Raw genomic sequence first — 18,833 nt, 5'->3', positions numbered from 1 at the left:
CGCCTGAACTACGCTCGGAATGCCCTGACCGGAGTCCCGGCGGGCGACGCGTGCAGCGAAGTGGAGCGTGGCCCGTGACGGATCAGGCGGTGGACACCAGCGGCCCGGCCAAGGCAGCGGGAACCGAGGAGCCGTCCGCTGCCGCCCCACCCCAATTCTTCGGCCGCGACCGTGAGTTGAAGGAGCTGCGGGCCGACATCGAAAGAGCCGGCCTGGACACCCTGGCCGGCCGCAAGGCCGCCCGCGCGCGGGTCCTGCTGATCGCCGGACGCCCCGGCTCCGGACGCACCGCGCTCGCCGGTGAACTCACCCGCAGGCTGCTCGCCGCCGGCGGCCACCCCGACGGGCTGCTCCGCGCCCGGCTCACCGATCCGGGCGGCGCGGCGGTGCCCACCGAGCGCACCGCCCGCGAGCTGCTCGACCAGCTGGGTGTCGCCGGGCCGCCCGGCGCGGACGGGGACGAACTCTCCGAGATGGTCCGCGAGGAGCTCGCCGGACGCCGCGCCCTGCTGCTCCTGGACGACGCGGCGGACGCGGAGCAGGTCGACCCGCTGCTGCCGGACAACCCGGACTGCCTGGTCGTCGCCACCTCCGGGGGGCCGTTGACCGGCATCCCCGGCGTCCGCCCCTGCACCATCGGCGGCCTGGACCCGGGCTCCGCCGTACGGCTGCTCGCCCCCGTCATCGGAGAGGTCAGGATCACCGTCGATCCGCGGACCGCCGAGTCCCTCGCCGAGGAGTGCGCAGGGCTGCCGGCCGCCCTGGTGATGGTCGGTGGCTGGCTCGCCGCCCACCCCATGGCGTCGGTCGCCGATGTCACCAAGCAGCTGCGCGAACTGCCGGAGGACACGGAGCAGTCCACCGGCTCCCGCCCGCTGGCCCGCGCCTTCCGGCTGGCCCACGACGCGCTGCCGCCGGCGGCCGCCCGGATACTGCGACTGCTCGCCCTCGCCCCCGCCGGGCTCGCCGACGCCCACACCGCGTCCGCGCTGGCCGGCTGCTCCGTCTCGGCCGCCCAGACGACCCTCGACGACTTCGTGGCGCTCGGGCTGCTGCACAGCAACGGTGCGGAGCAGCCGCAGTACGAGGTGCCCGGCTGCCTCGCGCCGCTGCTGCGGGCGCTGCTGGAGGCCAGGGACCGGCCGGCGGAGATCCAGCTCGCCAGGGCCCGGATGCTGGAGCGGACCGTACGGCTGCTGCAGTCCTGCCGGGCGGTCACCGAACCCGAGGGCTCCCCGGCCCGCCGCAAGCTCGCCGGGCTGCCGCGTTCGCTGCGTTTCCCCAACCCCGAGGCGGCCGCCGAATGGCTGCGGATCCGCCGTCCCGCCCTGCTGGCCTCGGCCCGGATCGCCGTCGAGGACGGTGAACTCGACACCCTGGCAAGGCGGTTGGTGTCCGCGCTGGTGCGGGCGCTGGCCGTGCACCGGGGCACCGAGGCCGCCGCGCCCGAGCTGTACGGGCTGCACGGTCTGGTGCTGGCCGTCGCCGAGCGGCGGGAGCTGCCGCGCGAGCGGGCCGCCGCGCTGCTCAACCTCGCCGATCTCGACGCCAGGACCGGCCGCACCAGGGAGGCGCTGGCCCGCTACCGGGCCGCGCTGGACGCCGGACGTGCCGCGAAGGACCCGTACGCCACCGGCCGCGCGATGGAATCCGTAGGTGGCGCCTATGCCGAGCTGGGGGACTTCCAGCGGGCCTCCGACTGGTACGGCCGCGCGCTGGCGCAGCGGCTCACCCAGGGGGAGCGGGCCGACGAGGCGCGGCTGTACGGGCGGCTCGGCGCCGTCCACACCTATGCCGGGCGGTACGGCGAGGCGCTGCGCAACTGGCGCGCCGCGGCGGCCGGATACCGCAGGCTCGGTGACGTGCCGGCCCAGGCGCGGGCGCTCAGCGAGGCGGCACGGGTGCAGGAGTACGCGGGCCGGCCGCACGAGTCCCTGCACACCTGCCAGGAGGCCGTCGAGTGGGCCAGGCGGGCGGGGGACGTACGGCTGCAGGCGGCGCTGGAGCTCCGGCTGGCCGACACCCTCGACAGGCTCGGTGACCCGGCAGCGGCCGGGCTGCACCGGGGGCTGGCAGGCAGATTGCTGGACCAGGAAGGTGTGACCTGCGAAATCCGTAGTACGGCAACAGAAAAATAATGCTTTGTAAGGCTAGACAGCACGAAACCCTTCATTAGAATGGCTCTGCCACGTGTGTTCGTGGTGTCTCCATTTACGTAGTGTCTACCCGGGTATGTATAGCTATGTCCGGGTAACCCTCTGAGCCAAGGACCGTGATCGACGTGAAGGTCGGCATCCCCCGCGAAGTCAAGAACAACGAGTTCCGCGTGGCGATCACGCCTGCCGGTGTGCACGAGCTCGTCCGCCACGGCCACCAGGTCGTCGTCGAGGAGAACGCCGGTGCCGGCTCCTCCATCACGGACGAGGAGTACGTCGCAGCCGGGGCGCAGATTCTCCCCACCGCCGACGAGGTGTGGGCCACCGCCGACCTCCTGCTCAAGGTCAAGGAGCCGGTCGCCGAGGAGTACCACCGCCTCCGCAAGGACCAGACGCTCTTCACCTACCTGCACCTCGCCGCCTCCCGCGAGTGCACCGACGCGCTGATCGAGTCGGGCACCACGGCCATCGCCTACGAGACGGTCGAGACCGCCAACCGCGCGCTCCCGCTGCTCGCCCCGATGTCCGAGGTCGCGGGCCGGCTGGCCCCCCAGGTCGGCGCCTACCACCTGATGCGCTCGGTGGGCGGCCGCGGCGTGCTGCCGGGCGGCGTCCCGGGCACGGCGCCCGCCGAGGCCGTTGTCATCGGCGGTGGTGTCTCCGGTTGGAACGCCACCCAGATCGCCGTCGGTCTGGGCTTCCACGTCACGCTGCTCGACAAGGACATCAACAAGCTCCGCGAGGCGGACAAGGTCTTCGGCACCAAGGTGAAGACCGTTGTCTCCAACGCCTTCGAGCTGGAGAAGGCCGTCATCGAGGCCGACCTCGTCGTGGGCGCGGTGCTGATCCCCGGCGCGAAGGCGCCGAAGCTGGTCACCAACGAGCTCGTCGCCAAGATGAAGCCCGGAAGTGTTCTTGTCGACATTGCGATCGACCAGGGCGGCTGCTTCGAGGACTCCCACCCGACGACGCACGCCGAGCCGACCTTCAAGGTCCACAACTCGGTCTTCTACTGCGTCGCGAACATGCCGGGCGCGGTGCCGAACACCTCCACGTACGCCCTCACCAACGCCACGCTGCCGTACATCGTGGAGCTCGCCAACCGCGGCTGGGTCGAGGCGCTGCGCCGTGACGCCGCGCTCGCCAAGGGCCTCAACACCCATGACGGGCAGGTTGTTTACCGTGAGGTCGCCGAAGCCCACGGTCTGGAGCACGTCGAGCTGAGCTCGCTCCTCGGCTGACGGGTCAACCGCCTCCGTCAACTTCACGCGTCCGGCCGGACCTTGCCGAGCAAGGTCCGGCCGGAGGCATGTCGGGCCCCTGCGGGGACCCCGTTCAACTCGTCTTGAACGTAACTCTTCAACCGATTCGTACACCTGTTAAAACCGCACCCCGGTGGCTGTGCACCCTTGACAGCAGGGTGTTCGATTGCCGACACATCGGGCCGGGTCCGGCGGATTGTGTTGCTGCGGAGCGGTGACACGCCATAGAGTCGCCAATCGTCGGCATGGTGCCACGCTGACCTATCGATAAGTTTCCTGGTCACGTCCAAGGAGGTAAGACGACTTGTGAATGAGTCGACATTTACTCCCGGAGGTGTTCATCCAGGGATGCCTGCACGGGGCCAGGGCCCGATCGGGCTGGAGGCTGTCGGCTCCGTCGCTGTCCGCACCTTCGCCACCCAACAGCACATGACGACAGCCCCCCAGATGATGGACGGCCTACACGTGAACGCCATGGCCGGCAACGAGAGTGGCCGGGAGACCGCCCACTTCGCCGACTTCGACGAGGTGCCCCAGGGGCACTTCTACGACCCCGACGCCGAGTACGAGCCCGACCCGGAGTACGCGGCCACCCTCGCGCCCGACGCTGCCCGTCAGCGCCGCGAGCGGATCGGCCCGACCGGTCGCCCCCTGCCCTACTTCCCGATCCCGGGCCCGCTGACCGACCACGGTCCCGCGAAGATCATCGCGATGTGCAACCAGAAGGGCGGCGTCGGCAAGACCACGTCGACCATCAACCTGGGCGCCGCGCTCGCGGAGTACGGGCGGCGCGTCCTGCTCGTCGACTTCGACCCGCAGGGAGCCCTGTCGGTCGGGCTCGGCGTCAACCCGATGGAGCTCGACCTCACGGTCTACAACCTGCTCATGGAGCGGGGCATGTCGGCCGACGAGGTGCTGCTGAAGACCGCGGTCCCGAACATGGACCTGCTGCCCAGCAACATCGACCTGTCGGCCGCCGAGGTGCAGCTGGTGAGCGAGGTGGCCCGGGAGTCCACGCTGCAGCGTGCCCTGAAGCCGCTGATGTCCGACTACGACTACATCGTGATCGACTGTCAGCCCTCGCTCGGCCTGCTCACCGTGAACGCCCTCACGGCCGCCCACAAGGTCATAGTGCCGCTCGAGTGCGAGTTCTTCGCCCTGCGTGGTGTGGCGTTGCTCACCGAGACCATCGAGAAGGTCCAGGAGCGCCTCAACCCCGATCTGGAGCTCGACGGCATCCTCGCCACCATGTACGACTCCCGTACGGTGCACAGCCGTGAGGTCCTCGCGCGCGTCGTCGAGGCATTCGACGACCACGTCTACCACACGGTCATCGGGCGCACCGTGCGCTTCCCGGAGACCACGGTCGCCGGTGAACCCATCACCACGTACGCCTCCAACTCGGTCGGTGCCGCCGCCTATCGCCAGCTCGCCAGGGAGGTGCTCGCCCGGTGTCACGCCGAGTGAGTCTGCCCGGGGCCGACGAACTGTTCCGTACCACCGGAGGAATGGGGCTCCAGGCCTCGTCCCCGGCGGACCGGCGGCGCAAGGCGAACGGTGAGGCCCGGGTGCCCGGTCCGGCCGGCGAGAGCGATTCCGGGGCGGACGGAGCCGGGGCGGACCCGGCGCAGGCCACCGAAGGCGCCTCGCGCGAGGAGCACTCCGCGGCCGACGCCGACGCGGCGGAGTCGCGCACCCGGGGCGGTGACGGCGACCGGGCCGCGGTGGCCGCGCAGGCGGGCCGCAGGCCCCAGCAGCCCGCACCGGCGGCCGCCGCGCCCGCCGCGCAGGAGGCGGTCCCCGCCCCCGCCGTCCAGCAGCAGCGCAGGCGCGGAGCCGGGCGCGGGGCGAACCGGCGGCCCAGCGGCCGCGAGCGCCACGACGAGAAGATCACCGTCTACGTCTCGGCCGAGGAACTGATGGACCTCGAACACGCCCGCCTCGTACTGCGCGGGGAGCACGGGCTCGCGGTCGACCGCGGACGGATCGTCCGTGAGGCGGTCGCGGTGGTGCTCGCGGACCTGGAGTCGCGGGGCGACGCGAGCATCCTCGTTCGGCGGCTGCGCGGCCGCTGACGGGTGAGGCGCCGGTAGCCTGCCCGGTGGGCGACCGCCGAAGGGGCGGCCCGGCCCTTCCCGTACGGGCCACGGCCCGCCGCCCGTATCCCGCTGCCCCTGGACCTTCATGCCGACGACCGACGAGCCCGCCCGCGCCCCCCGCCGCCCTCTGGGGCGCGGTCCGGGCGGCCGGTCCGGGCAGCCGGAGCCGGCGGACGACGGGGGCACCTGTGCGGAGACCACCGCCCCGCCGCCCGTCGAGGCACCGGACGAGGCGCCCGCAGCGCCCGTGGAAGCGCCTGTCGTGGCGGCCGGGCCCTCCGAGCCCTCCGGGCCCGACGACGGGCGGTTCACCGTCCGGCTGGCGAACTTCGAGGGGCCGTTCGACCTGCTCCTCCAGCTCATCGCCAAGCACAAGCTGGATGTGACCGAAGTCGCGCTGTCGAAGGTCACCGACGAGTTCATGGCGCACATCCACGCCATGGGGCCGGACTGGGACCTGGACCAGACCACCGAGTTCCTCGTCGTCGCCGCGACCCTGCTGGACCTGAAGGCGGCCCGGCTGCTGCCCGCCGCCGAGGTGGAGGACGAGGCGGATCTGGCGCTGCTGGAAGCGCGGGACCTGCTCTTCGCCCGGCTGCTCCAGTACCGCGCCTACAAGCGCATCGCGGAGATCCTCAGCGACCGGCTGGTGTCGGAGGGGCGGCGGTTCCCGCGGACCGTGGGGCTGGAGCCGCACCACGCGGAACTGCTGCCCGAGGTCGTGATCAGCATCGGGGCGGAGGGCTTCGCCGCGCTGGCCGTGAAGGCGATGCAGCCGAAGGCCGAGCCGCAGGTGTACGTCGACCACATCCACGCCCCGCTGGTCAGCGTGCGAGAACAGGCCGGGATCGTGGTGGCGCGGCTGCGGGAGGCGGGGGAGGCCAGCTTCCGCACGCTCACCGAGGACGCCCCGGACACCCTCACCGTCGTCGCCCGGTTCCTCGCGCTGCTGGAGCTGTACCGGGAGAAGGCCGTCGCGCTCGACCAGGACGAGGCGCTCGGGGAGCTCCTGGTGCGCTGGGCCGGGGGCGAGGGGGCCGGGCCCGTCGTCACGGACGAGTTCGACCCCGAGACGCAGGACGTCCAGGAGGATGTGAAGGCATGAGTCAGCAGGAGAGCACCGGGTCCACCGTCGCGGATCTCGACCTCAAGCCCGCGCTGGAGGCCGTCCTCATGGTCGTGGACGAACCCGCCACCGAGGAGCACCTCGCCAAGGTACTGGAGCGGCCCCGCCGGGCCGTCGCCGACGCGCTGCGCGAGCTGGCCGACGAGTACACCGTGCAGCGCCGCGGTTTCGAGCTGCGGCTGGTGGCGGGCGGCTGGCGCTTCTACACCCGCCCCGAGTACGCGGCGGCCGTGGAGGCCTTCGTCCTGGACGGCCAGCAGGCCCGGCTGACCCAGGCGGCGCTGGAGACCCTCGCGGTGGTCGCGTACCGCCAGCCGGTCAGCCGCTCCAGGGTCTCCGCGGTCCGCGGCGTGAACTGTGACGGGGTCATGCGGACCCTGCTCCAGCGGGGTCTGGTGGGGGAAGCGGGCGCGGAACCCGAAACAGGTGCGATCCTGTACAGGACGACGAACTACTTTCTGGAGCGGATGGGCCTGCGTGGCCTGGATGAGCTCCCGGAGCTCGCGCCCTTCCTCCCAGAGGCGGACGCGATCGAGGCTGAGACGCTAGAGGGTGTGCCGTCGTTCGATCCGGACGCACCGGACACCCCGGATACTCACGCAGACGACAAGACGGATTTTTGATGCGAAGCAGTGGCAGGAACAGCGGAAGCGGCGGCGGAGCCAGGAGCGGCGGCGGCAGGAGCGGCGGCAGCGGCGGCAGGAACAACACCGGCAGCGGCAGGAACAGCAACCCGAACCCCCGGGTTTCCGGCTCCGAGCGTGACGACAAGCAGGAGCAGCGCCCCCGCAGGCCCCGCCCCGAGGAGCGCCGCTACGACGTGGGCAACGACAAGCCGGGCGGCGACGGCGGCACCCGCAAGGGCCGCGGCGCGGCGGCCCGCGGCGGCGCCAAGGGTGGCCCGAAGGCGGCGACCGGCGGCTCCAGGAGCAGCGGCCGCCGTACCCCGTACGGCGGCCCGTCCCGTCCGCGTGAGCTCGACGCCAAGATCGAGCAGCGCAACCGCGACCGGTACGCGAACAAGCCCGACATCAGGACGCCCAAGACCCACCCGGGCGCCGAGCAGGAGGGCGAGCGGCTGCAGAAGGTCCTCGCCCGGGCCGGCATGGGCTCGCGCCGGGCGTGCGAGGAGCTGATCGAGCAGGCCCGCGTCGAGGTCAACGGCGAGATCGTCCTCGAGCAGGGCATGCGCGTCGATGTGAACCGGGACGAGATCAAGGTCGACGGTCTGACCGTCGCCGCCCAGTCCTACCTCTTCTTCGCGCTGAACAAGCCCGCCGGTGTCGTCTCCTCGATGGAGGACCCGGACGGCCGCCAGTGCCTCGGCGACTACGTCACCAACCGTGAGACGCGGCTCTTCCACGTCGGGCGGCTGGACACCGAGACCGAGGGCATCATCATGCTCACCAACCACGGAGAGCTGGCCCACCGCCTGACCCACCCCAAGTACGGGGTGAAGAAGACGTATCTGGCAGCCATCCAGGGACCGCTCCCGCGCGACCTGGGCAAGCGGCTCAAGGACGGCATCCAGCTGGAGGACGGGTACGCCCGCGCCGACCACTTCCGGGTCGTCGAGAACACCGGCAAGAACTACCTGGTCGAGGTGACCCTCCACGAGGGCCGCAAGCACATCGTCCGCCGGATGCTGGCCGAGGCCGGCTTCCCGGTCGAGCGGCTCGTGCGCACGTCCTTCGGGCCGATCCCGCTGGGTGACCAGAAGTCCGGCTGGCTGCGCCGCCTCACCAACACCGAGGTGGGCATGCTGATGCGCGAGGTCGGTCTGTAGCCCTCCTCCGTCCGCTCCACGGCCCGCGGCCGGTTCCTGTTCCCGAATTCCGAACAGGAACCGGCCGCGGGCCTTTTCCCGCGCCTCTTCCACCTTTATAGTCAGAGTGACTATTAAGGAGGCGGGTGTGAGTCTCGCGGAGTTCCTCGATCCCCTGCAGCAACCTCTGGTGACGGTGCTCGACACCCCGGTCAGCTGGACCGAGGTGCTCGGCTTCGGCAGCGGGGCGCTGTGCGTATGGCTCGTGGCCCGCCAGCACCTCGCCAACTGGCCGATCGGCATCGCCAACAACCTCTTCTTCATCCTGCTGTTCACCCAGTCCGGTCTGTACGCCGACGCCGGCCTCCAGGTCGTCTTCATCGCCCTCGCCGCGTACGGCTGGTGGACCTGGACCCACGGGGACGGACCGGGCTCGCCGCAGCCGCCGGTGCGGCGCACCACGCGCGCCGAATGGACCTGGCTGCTCGTGGCGGGGGCGGTGGGGACCCTCGCCCTCACCGCTCTGCTCGACCGTGCCACCGACTCGACCGTGCCCTTCTGGGACGCCCTGACGACCGGGCTGTCCCTGACCGCGACGTACGGGCAGTGCCGCAAGCTCGTCGAGTCCTGGTGGCTCTGGATCGCCGCCGATGTGGTCTACATCCCGCTGTACGCGTACAAGGAGCTCTATCTGACCTCGCTGCTGTACGTCGGTTTCCTGACGCTCTGCCTGATCGGCCTGCGCAACTGGAGGCGTGATCTCGGCGGGCAGCCGCGGCAGTTGGCGGAGGCGACGGCATGAAGAGCTACGGACACGGGCTGGTCCTCGGCAAGTTCTACCCTCCGCACGCCGGCCACCACCACCTCGTCCGCACCGCGCGGGACCGCTGCGAGCGACTGACCGTCCTGGTCTGCGCCGCCTCCGTCGAGTCCGTGCCGCTCGCCGACCGGGTGGCCTGGATGCGGGAGGTGCACCCGGACGTACGGGTCGTCGGCGCCGTCGACGACATCCGGATGGACCTGCACGACCCGGCGATCTGGGACGCGCACATGGCCGTCTTCACCGGGGCCGTGCCCGATCCGGTGGACGCCGTCTTCACCTCGGAGTCGTACGGGGACGAGCTCGCCCGCAGGTTCGGCGCCGAATCCGTCTGCGTCGACCCCGACCGCACGGTCTTCCCGGTCTCCGGTACCGCCGTCCGCAAGGACCCGGTCGGCTGCTGGGACTTTTTGGAGCCGCCCGTACGGGCCGCCCTCGCCCGCCGGATCGTCGTCCTCGGCGCGGAATCCACCGGCACCACGACGATGGCCCGCGCCCTCACCGGCCACTACCGCGGGCGCGGCGGCGTCTGGGCGCGGACCGGGTACGTCGCCGAGTACGGGCGGGAGTTCAGCGAACAGAAGCTGGCCGCCCTGCGCGAGCGGTGGCCCGGGGCCCAGTGGGAGGACGTCGCCTTCACCACCGACGACTTCCCGCTGATCGCCGATACCCAGAACGCCCAGGAGGACGCGGCCGCGCGCACCGGGTCGCCGGTGCTCTTCTGCGACACCGACTCCTTCGCCACCACCGTCTGGCACGAGCGGTACATCGGCGGACGCAACCCGCTCGTCGAGGAGGCCGCGGACCGCGTCGCCCACCACCTGTGGCTGCTCACCGACCACGAGGGCGTCGCCTTCGAGGACGACGGGCTGCGCGACGGCGAGGAGCTGCGGCCCTGGATGACCGACCGCTTCCGGGCCGAGCTCACCCGTACCGGACGGCGGTTCATCGAGCTCACCGGAAGCCACGAGGAGCGCCTGGCCACCGCGGTCGCCGCCGTGGACGCGCTGCTCGCCGGCAGCTGGAAGTTCGCCGCGCCCCTGCCGGAGCGCCGATGAGCACCGCCCCCGCGGGCTACGACCCGCACGCCTTCGAACCCTTCGCGGTCACCGTCGACCTCGCCGTCTTCACGGTCCGCGGCGGCCGGCTGCACGTCCTGCTCGTCGAACGGGGCGAGGACCCGTACAAGGGGCACTGGGCGCTGCCCGGCGGCTTCGTCCTGCCCCGCGAGTCCGCCGAGTCCGCCGCCCGCCGGGAACTCGCGGAGGAGACCGGACTGACGGAGGACACCGCCGGCGCCCTCCACCTGGAACAGCTGCGCACCTACAGCGACCCGGACCGCGACCCCAGGATGCGGGTGGTCTCCGTCGCGTACGCCGCACTCGTCCCCGACCTGCCCGAGCCGCGCGGCGGCGGCGACGCGGCCGGTGCCCGGTGGTGGGACGCCGGAGCGCTCGGCCCGCTCGCCTTCGACCACGACCGCATCCTCGCCGACGCGCACGACCGGATCGGCGCCAAGCTCGAGTACAGCTGTCTGGCCACCGCCTTCTGCCCGCCCGAATTCACCCTGGGGGAACTCCAGCAGGTGTACGAGACGGTCTGGGGCGTCGAGCTGGACCGTCCCAACTTCCGGCGCAAGGTCCTCACCACGCCCGGCTTCGTCCAGGCAGTGGAGGGATCGCCGCGCCGCACCGGCGGGCGGGGAAAGCCTGCCGCGCTCTACCGGGCGGGTGCCGCCACCGCCCTGCACCCTCCACTGCTGAGACCGGAAGGAAGAAGCACGTGAACGTGACCAGGACCATCACCAAACAGGCCGCCACCGGCGCGCTGACCGGGCTCGCGCTCGGCGACGCCCTGGGCTTCCCGACCGAGTTCAACAACGTGCCGTCGATCCTCGCCAAGTGCGGGCCGTGGCGCGCGATGCGGCTGCCGAAGCCGGCGCACGTCACCGACGACACCCAGATGACACTGGCTCTGGGGCGGGGCATCCGCACCGCCATGGACCGCGGACTGCTCACCCCGCTGCGGCTGACCCGCCCGGTACGCGAGGAGTTCGTCGACTGGTACCACTCGCCCGACAACAACCGCGCCCCCGGCCGCACCTGCATGACCGCCTGCCGGCTGCTCGACAGCGACCGGCTCTGGCAGGAGGCCAGCCGGACCGGCTCCAAGGGCTGCGGCGCCAACATGCGGGTCGCACCGGTCGGACTCGTACCCGGACTGAGCGATGAACAGCGCTCCGGCGCCGCCCAGTTGCAGGCGGCCCTCACCCACGGCCATCCGACCGCGCTCGCCGCGTCCGACCTGACGGCCCGCGCGGTGTACCTGCTGGCCCAGGGAGCGGAGCCGATGGGCCTGATCGGGCAGCTGCGTTCGTACGCGTACGAGAACAGCGGCCGCTACCTCACACGCTGGCTCGGCGACCTCTGGCGGTACGCGGGCGACTCCTCGCCCGAGCTGTACATCCAGCGAGGCTGGGACGAGTGCCTCACCGCCCTGGCCCGCGTCCAGGACGCGCTGCGCGACCCGTCCCCGGAGACCGACCCCTGCGAGCTGACCGGCGACGGCTGGATCGCCGAGGAGGCCCTGGCCACGGCCCTGCACTGCTTCCTCCTCTTCCCCGAGGAACCTGTCACCGCGCTCCGCCGCGCCGCCTGCACCCGGGGCGACTCGGACTCCCTGGGCTGCCTGACCGGCGCGTTCGCCGGGGCGCACCTGGGCGCCGGGGCCTGGCCCAAGGAGTGGGCGGAGCGGATCGAGTACCGCAGCGATCTGCTGTCGCTGGGGGCGCTCTGGGATTCTTGAGCCATGCGTACGGACACCAAGCACCTCGAACAGGCCGGGCTGCCGGTCACGGACCTGGGCCCGGTCCTCGCCGAAGAGCGCCACCCGCTGCTGTTCGCCACGGTCTCCGGGGCTCATCTGTACGGGTTCCCCTCGAAGGACTCGGACGTGGACCTTCGGGGGGTCCATCTCCTGCCCGCGGAAGACCTCGTGGGACTGCGCGAGGCCGAGGAGACGCGCTCGCGGATGTGGGACCGGGACGGGGTCGAGATGGATCTCGTCACGCACGACCTGCGGAAGTTCGTCCGGCTGATGCTGAAGCCGAACGGCTATGTGCTGGAGCAGCTGCTCTCGCCGCTGGTCGTGCACACGAGCGGTCTGCACGCGGAACTGGTGGGCCTGGCACCGGGTGTGCTCACCCGTAACCACGCCCACCACTACCGGGGTTTCGCCAACACCCAGTGGCGGCTCTTCGAGAGGACCGGCGAACTGAAGCCGCTGCTGTACGCGTTCCGGGCGCTGCTCACCGGGATCCACCTGATGCGCAGCGCCGAGGTGCGGGCACATCTGCCGACCCTCATCGGGGAGGTGGCCGCACCCGCGTATCTGCCCGGGCTGATCGAGGCGAAGGCCGAGGCGGAACACGGGGGAGCGGGGGATGTGGACGGTGCGGTGGTGGCCCGGGACGTGGCGGCGCTGCACGGGGTGCTGGACCGGGCCCAGGCGGAATCGGAGCTTCCCGACCGGGCCGGGGGTTTCGAGGAACTGCATGACCTCGTGGTGCGGGCGCGGTTGACCGGGCGGGTGTCCTAGAGGCCGCCCGCGGAGTCCTCGCCGGGCCAGGACGCGGACGCCCGGCGGGTGCGGATCAGGAAGTCCTCCACCCGGGCCCGGTCCGGCTCCGGCGGGAGCGGGGAGTCCCTCGCGGCCTCGTCGTTCTCCTCGGCGAGGCGGTTCATCCGGCGTTCGACCTCCGCCCACGACACCTCGCCCCGCTTCACCGCCAGCAGCTCCTCGCGGGCCGCGCCCACCCCGATCGTGAGCTCGCCCGTGCGCAGCAGGTCCCGGCCGGAGGCCAGCAGCCGCAACAGGTGCATGGCGTGCTTCCAGCGCGGCGCCCCGTGCAGCCGCACGTCCGCCTCCAGCTTCCCGCGCTGTCCCAACGCGTAGCGCACGAAGGTCCGGTGGGCCAGCCGGGAGAGGAACGCCCCGCGCAGGGAGAGGAGTTCACGGCCCACGGCGTCGACGTGCTCCACCAGCGGTGAGTGCAGGCACTCCAGCACATTCGGGTTGGCGCGCAGCGCCAGCTCGCAGAAGCGCTCCAGCTCCCACGAGAACTGTTCCTGCGCCGGGCCCTCGACATGCGTCGGCGGCTTCTCGAACCGCCAGAACAGCGGCGTCGGCGCGAGGAACACGCCGCGCCGGTCGGTGTCGCTCCCCTCCGTGGCGAGCCCGAAGGCGCGTGAGCCCATCACACAGGAGTAGACCGTGTGGTCGCGTACGAGAGCCTCGGGACCGGGGGTGATCATGCCGGCGAGGGTACGTGAGCGAAAACGGGTTGCACCGGGAATTGCGGGAGCGCCCTCCGGCACCCCGCCCAAGTGGCAGAAGGCCGGGTTCTGATCGACATTGTCGATAAATCATCCCCTCCGGAAAGGCAGAACCATGGCAGGAAACGATCTCGGCAGCCTGCTGGGCGGCTTGCTGGGCGGCAGCCAGGGCAGTGGCCCGGGCAGCGCGGGCGGCGCGGGCAACGTCCTGGGGGCGCTGCTGGGCGCGCTCGGCGGCGGCCAGGGCGGAACGGGCGGCGGCAACGCGCTCGAAGGGCTGATCGGGATGCTCACCAGGTCCGGCCTCGTCGACCAGGCGCAGTCCTGGGTCGGCACGGGTGAGAACCAGGCGGTCAGCGGGGCCCAGATCAGCGAGGCACTGCCGGACGAGACCCTGCAGAAGGTCGCCCGGGAGGCGGGCGTCACCCCGGAACAGGCGGCCGACGAGATCGCCCGGTCGCTGCCGACGGCGGTCGACAGGCTGACTCCCTCGGGGGAGGTGCCGGAGGGCCGCTCGATCGAGGACCTGGCCCGGGAGCAGCAACTCTGACAGCGGAAGCGGCCCGAGGGCCCGCCCGGCGGACCGGAGCCGGGCGGGCCCTCGGGCCGTGCCGGTGTGCCGCCCCGTCTCACGGACAGAGCACCCCGGACCGGCTGCCCCGCCGCCCCTCTAGGCTGGCCGGGCAGAGAGATCACGCAGGCGGACAGCAGGCGCGAGACGTACGAGGAACCGAGGAGCACGACGTGGCGGTACGAGCGGTCCGCGGAGCCGTCCAGCTGGAGCGGGACGAGGCCGGGCACATGGACGAGCGGGTCGGTGCCCTGCTCACCGCGGTCCTGGAGCGCAACAGCCTCGTCGCGGACGATCTGATCAGCATCTGGTTCACGGCCACGCCCGACCTGCACAGCGATTTCCCGGCCGCCGCCGCACGCGGGCTCGGTATCGTCGACGTCCCGCTGATCTGCGCCCAGGAGCTGGACATCACGGGCGCCATGCCCCGCGTGGTGCGCGTCCTGGCTCACATCGAGACGTACCTTCCCAAGTCCGAGATCGCCCACGTGTACCTCGGTGCCACCGCCGCACTTCGCAAGGACATCGCCCAGTGAGAACCGCCGTCGTCATCGGAACGGGCCTCGTCGGCACTTCCGCAGCCCTCGCCCTCGCCGGGCGCGGGATCCAGGTCCACCTCGTCGACCACGACCCCCGGTCGGCACGCACCGCCGCCGCGCTGGGCGCCGGTACGGACGAGGCGCCCGAGGAGCGTGTGGACCTGGCGATCATCGCCGTGCCGCCGGCCCATGTGGCCCCGGTGCTGGCCACCGCCCTGCGCGACGGCATCGCCCGCGGCTACCTCGACGTCGCCAGCGTGAAGGGCGGCCCGCGCCGCGAGCTGGAGGCACTCGGACTCGACCTCACGCCGTACATCGGTACGCACCCCATGGCCGGCAAGGAGCGGTCGGGCCCGCTCGCCGCCACCGCGGATCTCTTCGAGGGCCGGCCCTGGGTCCTCACCCCGACCCGTGACACCGACACCGAGGTCCTCAACCTCGCCCTGGAACTGGTCGCGCTCTGCCGGGCCGTCCCGGTCGTCATGGACGCCGACGCGCACGACCGGGCCGTCGCCCTGGTCTCCCACACCCCGCAGCTGATCTCGTCGATGGTCGCCGCCCGCCTGGAGGAGGCCGACGAGACCGCCGTGCGCCTGTGCGGCCAGGGCATCAGGGACGTCACCCGGATCGCCGCCTCCGACCCCCGGATGTGGGTGGAGATCCTCGCCGCCAACCCCGGCCCGGTCGCCGACGTGCTGGCCGGGGTCGCCGCCGACCTCGACGAGACGGTACGGGCGCTGCGCGGCCTGCAGTCCGACGACGACGCCAGGCGCCGCGAGGGCACCGAGGGCATCGAGGACGTGCTGCGCCGCGGCAACGCGGGCCGCGTCAGGGTGCCGGGCAAGCACGGGACCGCCCCCACCGCGTACGAGACGGTGTCCGTGCTCATCAGCGACCGGCCGGGCGAACTGGCCGGGATCTTCGCCGACGCCGGACGGGCCGGGGTCAACGTCGAGGACGTGCGCATAGAGCACGCCACCGGCCAGCAGGCCGGCCTGGTCCAGCTCATGGTCGAGCCGAGCGCGGCCCCCGCGCTGAGTGCGGCGCTGCGCGAGCGGGGCTGGTCGATACGGCAGTAGGTCCGGGGCGGCGGGACCGGAAGGCCGTTGTCCACAGGGGTGCAGAGACCTGCTCCGGCACTCGGTAACCTTGTGCGGGGCGGGTACGCACGCGCCCCCGTCCCGCCCACCCCGTGTATCAGGAAGGTGTCCACCACCGTGGAAACCCGTACGGCCCCGGCCGCAGTGATCGTCGCCATCGACGGGCCCTCCGGCACCGGCAAGTCGAGCACGTCCAAGGCCGTCGCCGCGCAGCTCGGCCTGAGCTACCTGGACACCGGCGCCCAGTACCGGGCGATCACCTGGTGGATGCTGAACAACGGCATCGACGTGCAGGACGCGATGGAGGTGGCGACCGCGGCCGCCAAGCCGGTCATCGTCTCCGGCACCGACCCCGCCGCCCCGACGATCACGGTCGACGGCGAGGACGCCTCGGGTCCGATCCGCACCCAGGAGGTCACCTCCAGGGTCAGCGCCGTCAGCGCGGTCCCCGAGGTGCGCACCCGGATCACCGAGCTCCAGCGCACCATCGCCGCCGCGGCCGAGCGGGGCATAGTCGTCGAGGGCCGGGACATCGGCACCACCGTGCTGCCCGACGCCGACCTGAAGATCTTCCTCACCGCTTCCCCGGAGGCCCGCGCCGCCCGCCGCAGCGGAGAGGTCAAGGGCTCCGACCTCGCCGCCACCAAGGAGGCGCTGATCAAGCGGGACGCGGCCGACTCCGGCCGCAAGACCTCCCCGCTCGCCAAGGCGGACAACGCGGTCGAGGTGGACACCACCGAGCTGACCCTTCAGCAGGTCATCGAGTGTGTCGTCACCCTCGTCGAGGAGAAGCGGGCCGCGAAGTGACCCAGGCCACGGGCTCGCCCTCGCCGCGTGGTGCGGCGGTCGGGCGCGGGATCGGCATCGGGCTGATGTACGGGCTGTGGAAGCCCCGCGTCCTCGGTGCGTGGCGGGTTCCCGCCTCCGGACCCGTCATACTCGCGGTGAACCACTCGCACAACATCGACGGTCCGATGCTGATGGGCACCGCGCCCCGGCCCGTCCACTTCCTGATCAAGAAAGAGGCGTTCGTCGGCCCGCTCGACCCGTTCCTGCGCGGAATCGGTCAGCTGAAGGTGGACCGTACGACCGCCGACCGCACCGCCATCACCCACGCCCTCGGCGTGCTGGAGAACGGCGGGGCGCTCGGGATCTTTCCCGAGGGCACCAGGGGCGAGGGAGACTTCGCCTCCCTGCGTGCCGGGCTCGCGTACTTCGCGGTACGCAGCGGGGCGCCGATCGTGCCCGTGGCCGTCCTGGGAAGCACCGAGCGCCGCGGACGGTTGATATCGGCACTGCCGCCGCTGCGCAGCCGGGTCGACGTCGTCTTCGGCGACGCCTTCGATGCGCAGGAGGGGGCGCGCAGCTCGGACAAGGGCGGCGGTGGGCGACGGGCGGGCGGTCGGCGTACCCGCAAGGCGCTGGACGAGGCGACGGTACGGATCAAGGCGCGGCTGACCGCCCATCTGGACGAGGCCAGGCGTTTCACCGGGCGCCAGGTAAGACTTGAGTAGTGGGCCGCGCAGTTGTGGTCCATCGATGATGATGCAAAGAGGAACGGACTTCATGAACGACCAGATTCACTCCGACGGCTCGGACCACGAGCACGGAGCGCTTGGCGACGCCGAGTACGCGGAGTTCATGGAGCTCGCCGCGGAGGAGGGCTTCGACCTCGAAGAGGTCGAGGGCGCGATCGACGAGGCCGGACATGGTCCGCTGCCCGTGCTCGCCGTCGTCGGCCGTCCCAATGTCGGCAAGTCGACGCTGGTGAACCGGATCATCGGCCGCCGTGAGGCGGTCGTCGAGGACAAGCCCGGCGTCACCCGCGACCGCGTCACCTACGAGGCGGAGTGGGCGGGCCGCCGCTTCAAGGTCGTCGACACCGGCGGCTGGGAGCAGGACGTGCTGGGCATCGACGCCTCCGTCGCCGCCCAGGCCGAGTACGCGATCGAGGCGTCCGACGCGGTCGTCTTCGTGGTCGACTCGACGGTCGGCGCGACCGACACCGACGAAGCCGTCGTCAAGCTGCTGCGCCGGGCCGGCAAGCCGGTCGTGCTGTGCGCCAACAAGGTCGACGGACAGAGCGGCGAGGCGGACGCCACCGCGCTGTGGTCGCTGGGCCTCGGCGAGCCGCACCCGGTCTCCTCGCTGCACGGCCGCGGCACCGGTGACCTGCTCGACGCCGTGCTCGAAGCGCTTCCCGAGGCCCCGGCCCAGCGCTTCGGCACCGCGATCGGCGGCCCGCGCCGGATCGCGCTCATCGGCCGTCCGAACGTCGGCAAGTCCTCGCTGCTGAACCAGGTGGCGAACGAGGACCGCGTCGTCGTCAACGAGCTGGCCGGCACCACCCGCGACCCGGTCGACGAGCTGATCGAGCTCGGCGGCATCACCTGGAAGTTCATCGACACGGCCGGCATCCGCCGCCGCGTCCACCTCCAGGAGGGCGCGGACTACTACGCCTCGCTGCGTACCGCCGCCGCCGTGGAGAAGGCCGAGGTCGCCGTCGTCCTGATCGACGCGGGCGAGTCCATCAGCGTCCAGGACCAGCGCATCATCACCATGGCCGTGGAGGCCGGGCGGGCCCTGGTGATCGCGTACAACAAGTGGGACAAGCTCGACGAGGAGCGCCGCTACTACCTGGAGCGCGAGATCGAGACGGAGCTCGCGCAGATCGCGTGGGCGCCGCGGGTCAATGTCTCGGCCGTCACCGGCCGGCACATGGAGAAGCTCGTACCGGCGATCGAGACCGCCCTCGCCAGCTGGGAGACCCGCGTCCCCACCGGCCGGCTGAACGCCTTCCTCGGCGAGATCGTCGCCTCCCATCCGCACCCCGTCCGTGGGGGCAAGCAGCCCCGGATCCTCTTCGGCACCCAGGCCGGCACCAAGCCGCCGCGCTTCGTGCTGTTCGCCTCGGGCTTCCTGGAGCACGGCTACCGGCGGTTCGTCGAGCGCCGGCTGCGTGAGGAGTTCGGCTTCGAGGGCACCCCGATCCACATCTCGGTGCGGGTCCGCGAGAAGCGCGGCCGCAACAAGTAAACGGCCAGGGCGTACGACAGAGCCC

Annotated in this window: 19 protein-coding genes; 18 read left to right on the top strand and 1 reads right to left on the bottom strand. The window is 71.9% G+C overall.

What is annotated here, in order from left to right; all coding sequences use genetic code 11:
* Positions 1-74 precede the first annotated feature (74 nt).
* The 12 genes from AB0D53_RS10315 (at position 75) to AB0D53_RS10260 (ending at position 12,825) form a co-directional block, all read left to right on the top strand.
* Positions 75-2,138 (top strand): tetratricopeptide repeat protein, encoded by a 2,064-nt coding sequence (locus AB0D53_RS10315; RefSeq protein ID WP_362442894.1) that lies wholly within the window; start codon positions 75-77, stop codon positions 2,136-2,138.
* Positions 2,139-2,281: 143 nt separating this feature from the next.
* Positions 2,282-3,397 carry an alanine dehydrogenase gene (gene ald / locus AB0D53_RS10310; protein WP_362443008.1) on the top strand — a complete coding sequence of 372 codons (1,116 nt, stop codon included), beginning with the start codon at positions 2,282-2,284 and terminating at the stop codon, positions 3,395-3,397.
* Between the two features lie 369 nt (positions 3,398-3,766).
* The gene (locus tag AB0D53_RS10305) at positions 3,767-4,885 is read left to right on the top strand and encodes a ParA family protein (RefSeq protein ID WP_329815627.1); all 1,119 of its coding nucleotides are present in this window, start codon (positions 3,767-3,769) and stop codon (positions 4,883-4,885) included.
* Entirely contained in the window at positions 4,882-5,493 is a 612-nt protein-coding gene (locus AB0D53_RS10300; RefSeq protein ID WP_362443005.1) for a hypothetical protein, read from the top strand. The genes AB0D53_RS10305 and AB0D53_RS10300 overlap by 4 nt, the downstream gene beginning before the upstream one ends.
* A 109-nt stretch (positions 5,494-5,602) precedes the next feature.
* A complete protein-coding gene (locus AB0D53_RS10295) occupies positions 5,603-6,622 on the top strand; it encodes a segregation/condensation protein A (RefSeq protein WP_362442890.1) in 1,020 nt (339 codons plus the stop codon).
* Positions 6,619-7,266, top strand: a complete 648-nt coding sequence (gene scpB / locus AB0D53_RS10290) for an SMC-Scp complex subunit ScpB (protein ID WP_362442887.1) — start codon at positions 6,619-6,621, stop codon at positions 7,264-7,266. The genes AB0D53_RS10295 and scpB overlap by 4 nt, the downstream gene beginning before the upstream one ends.
* Positions 7,266-8,429 (top strand): pseudouridine synthase, encoded by a 1,164-nt coding sequence (locus AB0D53_RS10285; protein ID WP_362442884.1) that lies wholly within the window; start codon positions 7,266-7,268, stop codon positions 8,427-8,429. Before scpB ends, AB0D53_RS10285 begins: the two co-directional genes overlap by 1 nt.
* A gap of 127 nt (positions 8,430-8,556) precedes the next feature.
* Complete coding sequence (gene pnuC, locus AB0D53_RS10280; protein WP_362442881.1) at positions 8,557-9,210, top strand: nicotinamide riboside transporter PnuC; 654 nt, start codon at positions 8,557-8,559, stop codon at positions 9,208-9,210.
* The gene (locus AB0D53_RS10275; protein ID WP_362442878.1) at positions 9,207-10,286 is read left to right on the top strand and encodes an AAA family ATPase; all 1,080 of its coding nucleotides are present in this window, start codon (positions 9,207-9,209) and stop codon (positions 10,284-10,286) included. Before pnuC ends, AB0D53_RS10275 begins: the two co-directional genes overlap by 4 nt.
* Positions 10,283-11,014 (top strand): NUDIX domain-containing protein, encoded by a 732-nt coding sequence (locus tag AB0D53_RS10270; protein WP_362442875.1) that lies wholly within the window; start codon positions 10,283-10,285, stop codon positions 11,012-11,014. The genes AB0D53_RS10275 and AB0D53_RS10270 overlap by 4 nt, the downstream gene beginning before the upstream one ends.
* A complete protein-coding gene (locus tag AB0D53_RS10265; protein WP_362442872.1) occupies positions 11,011-12,033 on the top strand; it encodes an ADP-ribosylglycohydrolase family protein in 1,023 nt (340 codons plus the stop codon). The genes AB0D53_RS10270 and AB0D53_RS10265 overlap by 4 nt, the downstream gene beginning before the upstream one ends.
* 3 nt (positions 12,034-12,036) lie before the next feature.
* The gene (locus tag AB0D53_RS10260; RefSeq protein WP_362442869.1) at positions 12,037-12,825 is read left to right on the top strand and encodes a nucleotidyltransferase domain-containing protein; all 789 of its coding nucleotides are present in this window, start codon (positions 12,037-12,039) and stop codon (positions 12,823-12,825) included.
* Here the strand turns inward: AB0D53_RS10260 and AB0D53_RS10255 are convergent.
* A complete protein-coding gene (locus tag AB0D53_RS10255) occupies positions 12,822-13,541 on the bottom strand; it encodes a nucleotidyltransferase domain-containing protein (RefSeq protein ID WP_362442866.1) in 720 nt (239 codons plus the stop codon). The two genes, AB0D53_RS10260 and AB0D53_RS10255, sit on opposite strands and share 4 nt — an antisense overlap.
* 136 nt (positions 13,542-13,677) lie before the next feature.
* Between AB0D53_RS10255 and AB0D53_RS10250 the strand changes: the two genes are divergently transcribed.
* The 6 genes from AB0D53_RS10250 to der all read left to right on the top strand — a co-directional run bounded on the left by AB0D53_RS10250 (position 13,678) and on the right by der (position 18,808).
* Positions 13,678-14,112: a YidB family protein gene (locus AB0D53_RS10250; protein WP_362442863.1), complete on the top strand. Its 435-nt coding sequence runs from the start codon at positions 13,678-13,680 to the stop codon at positions 14,110-14,112.
* A gap of 194 nt (positions 14,113-14,306) precedes the next feature.
* On the top strand, positions 14,307-14,669 hold the full coding sequence (gene aroH, locus AB0D53_RS10245) for a chorismate mutase (protein ID WP_362442860.1): 363 nt from the start codon (positions 14,307-14,309) through the stop codon (positions 14,667-14,669).
* A complete protein-coding gene (locus tag AB0D53_RS10240) occupies positions 14,666-15,751 on the top strand; it encodes a prephenate dehydrogenase (RefSeq protein ID WP_362442857.1) in 1,086 nt (361 codons plus the stop codon). Before aroH ends, AB0D53_RS10240 begins: the two co-directional genes overlap by 4 nt.
* Positions 15,752-15,877: 126 nt before the next feature.
* The gene (gene cmk, locus AB0D53_RS10235) at positions 15,878-16,579 is read left to right on the top strand and encodes a (d)CMP kinase (protein WP_362442854.1); all 702 of its coding nucleotides are present in this window, start codon (positions 15,878-15,880) and stop codon (positions 16,577-16,579) included.
* Positions 16,576-17,286 carry a lysophospholipid acyltransferase family protein gene (locus AB0D53_RS10230; protein WP_362442851.1) on the top strand — a complete coding sequence of 237 codons (711 nt, stop codon included), beginning with the start codon at positions 16,576-16,578 and terminating at the stop codon, positions 17,284-17,286. The genes cmk and AB0D53_RS10230 overlap by 4 nt, the downstream gene beginning before the upstream one ends.
* Before the next feature lie 52 nt (positions 17,287-17,338).
* Positions 17,339-18,808 (top strand): ribosome biogenesis GTPase Der, encoded by a 1,470-nt coding sequence (gene der / locus AB0D53_RS10225; RefSeq protein ID WP_329815612.1) that lies wholly within the window; start codon positions 17,339-17,341, stop codon positions 18,806-18,808.
* Positions 18,809-18,833: the final 25 nt, after the last annotated feature.

It is taken from the genome of Streptomyces sp. NPDC048295 (assembly GCF_040652135.1).
Classification (GTDB): Bacteria; Actinomycetota; Actinomycetes; order Streptomycetales; family Streptomycetaceae; genus Streptomyces.
Note: the sequence above shows the minus strand (reverse complement) of the source record. Positions and strands in the feature narration are given on the sequence as shown.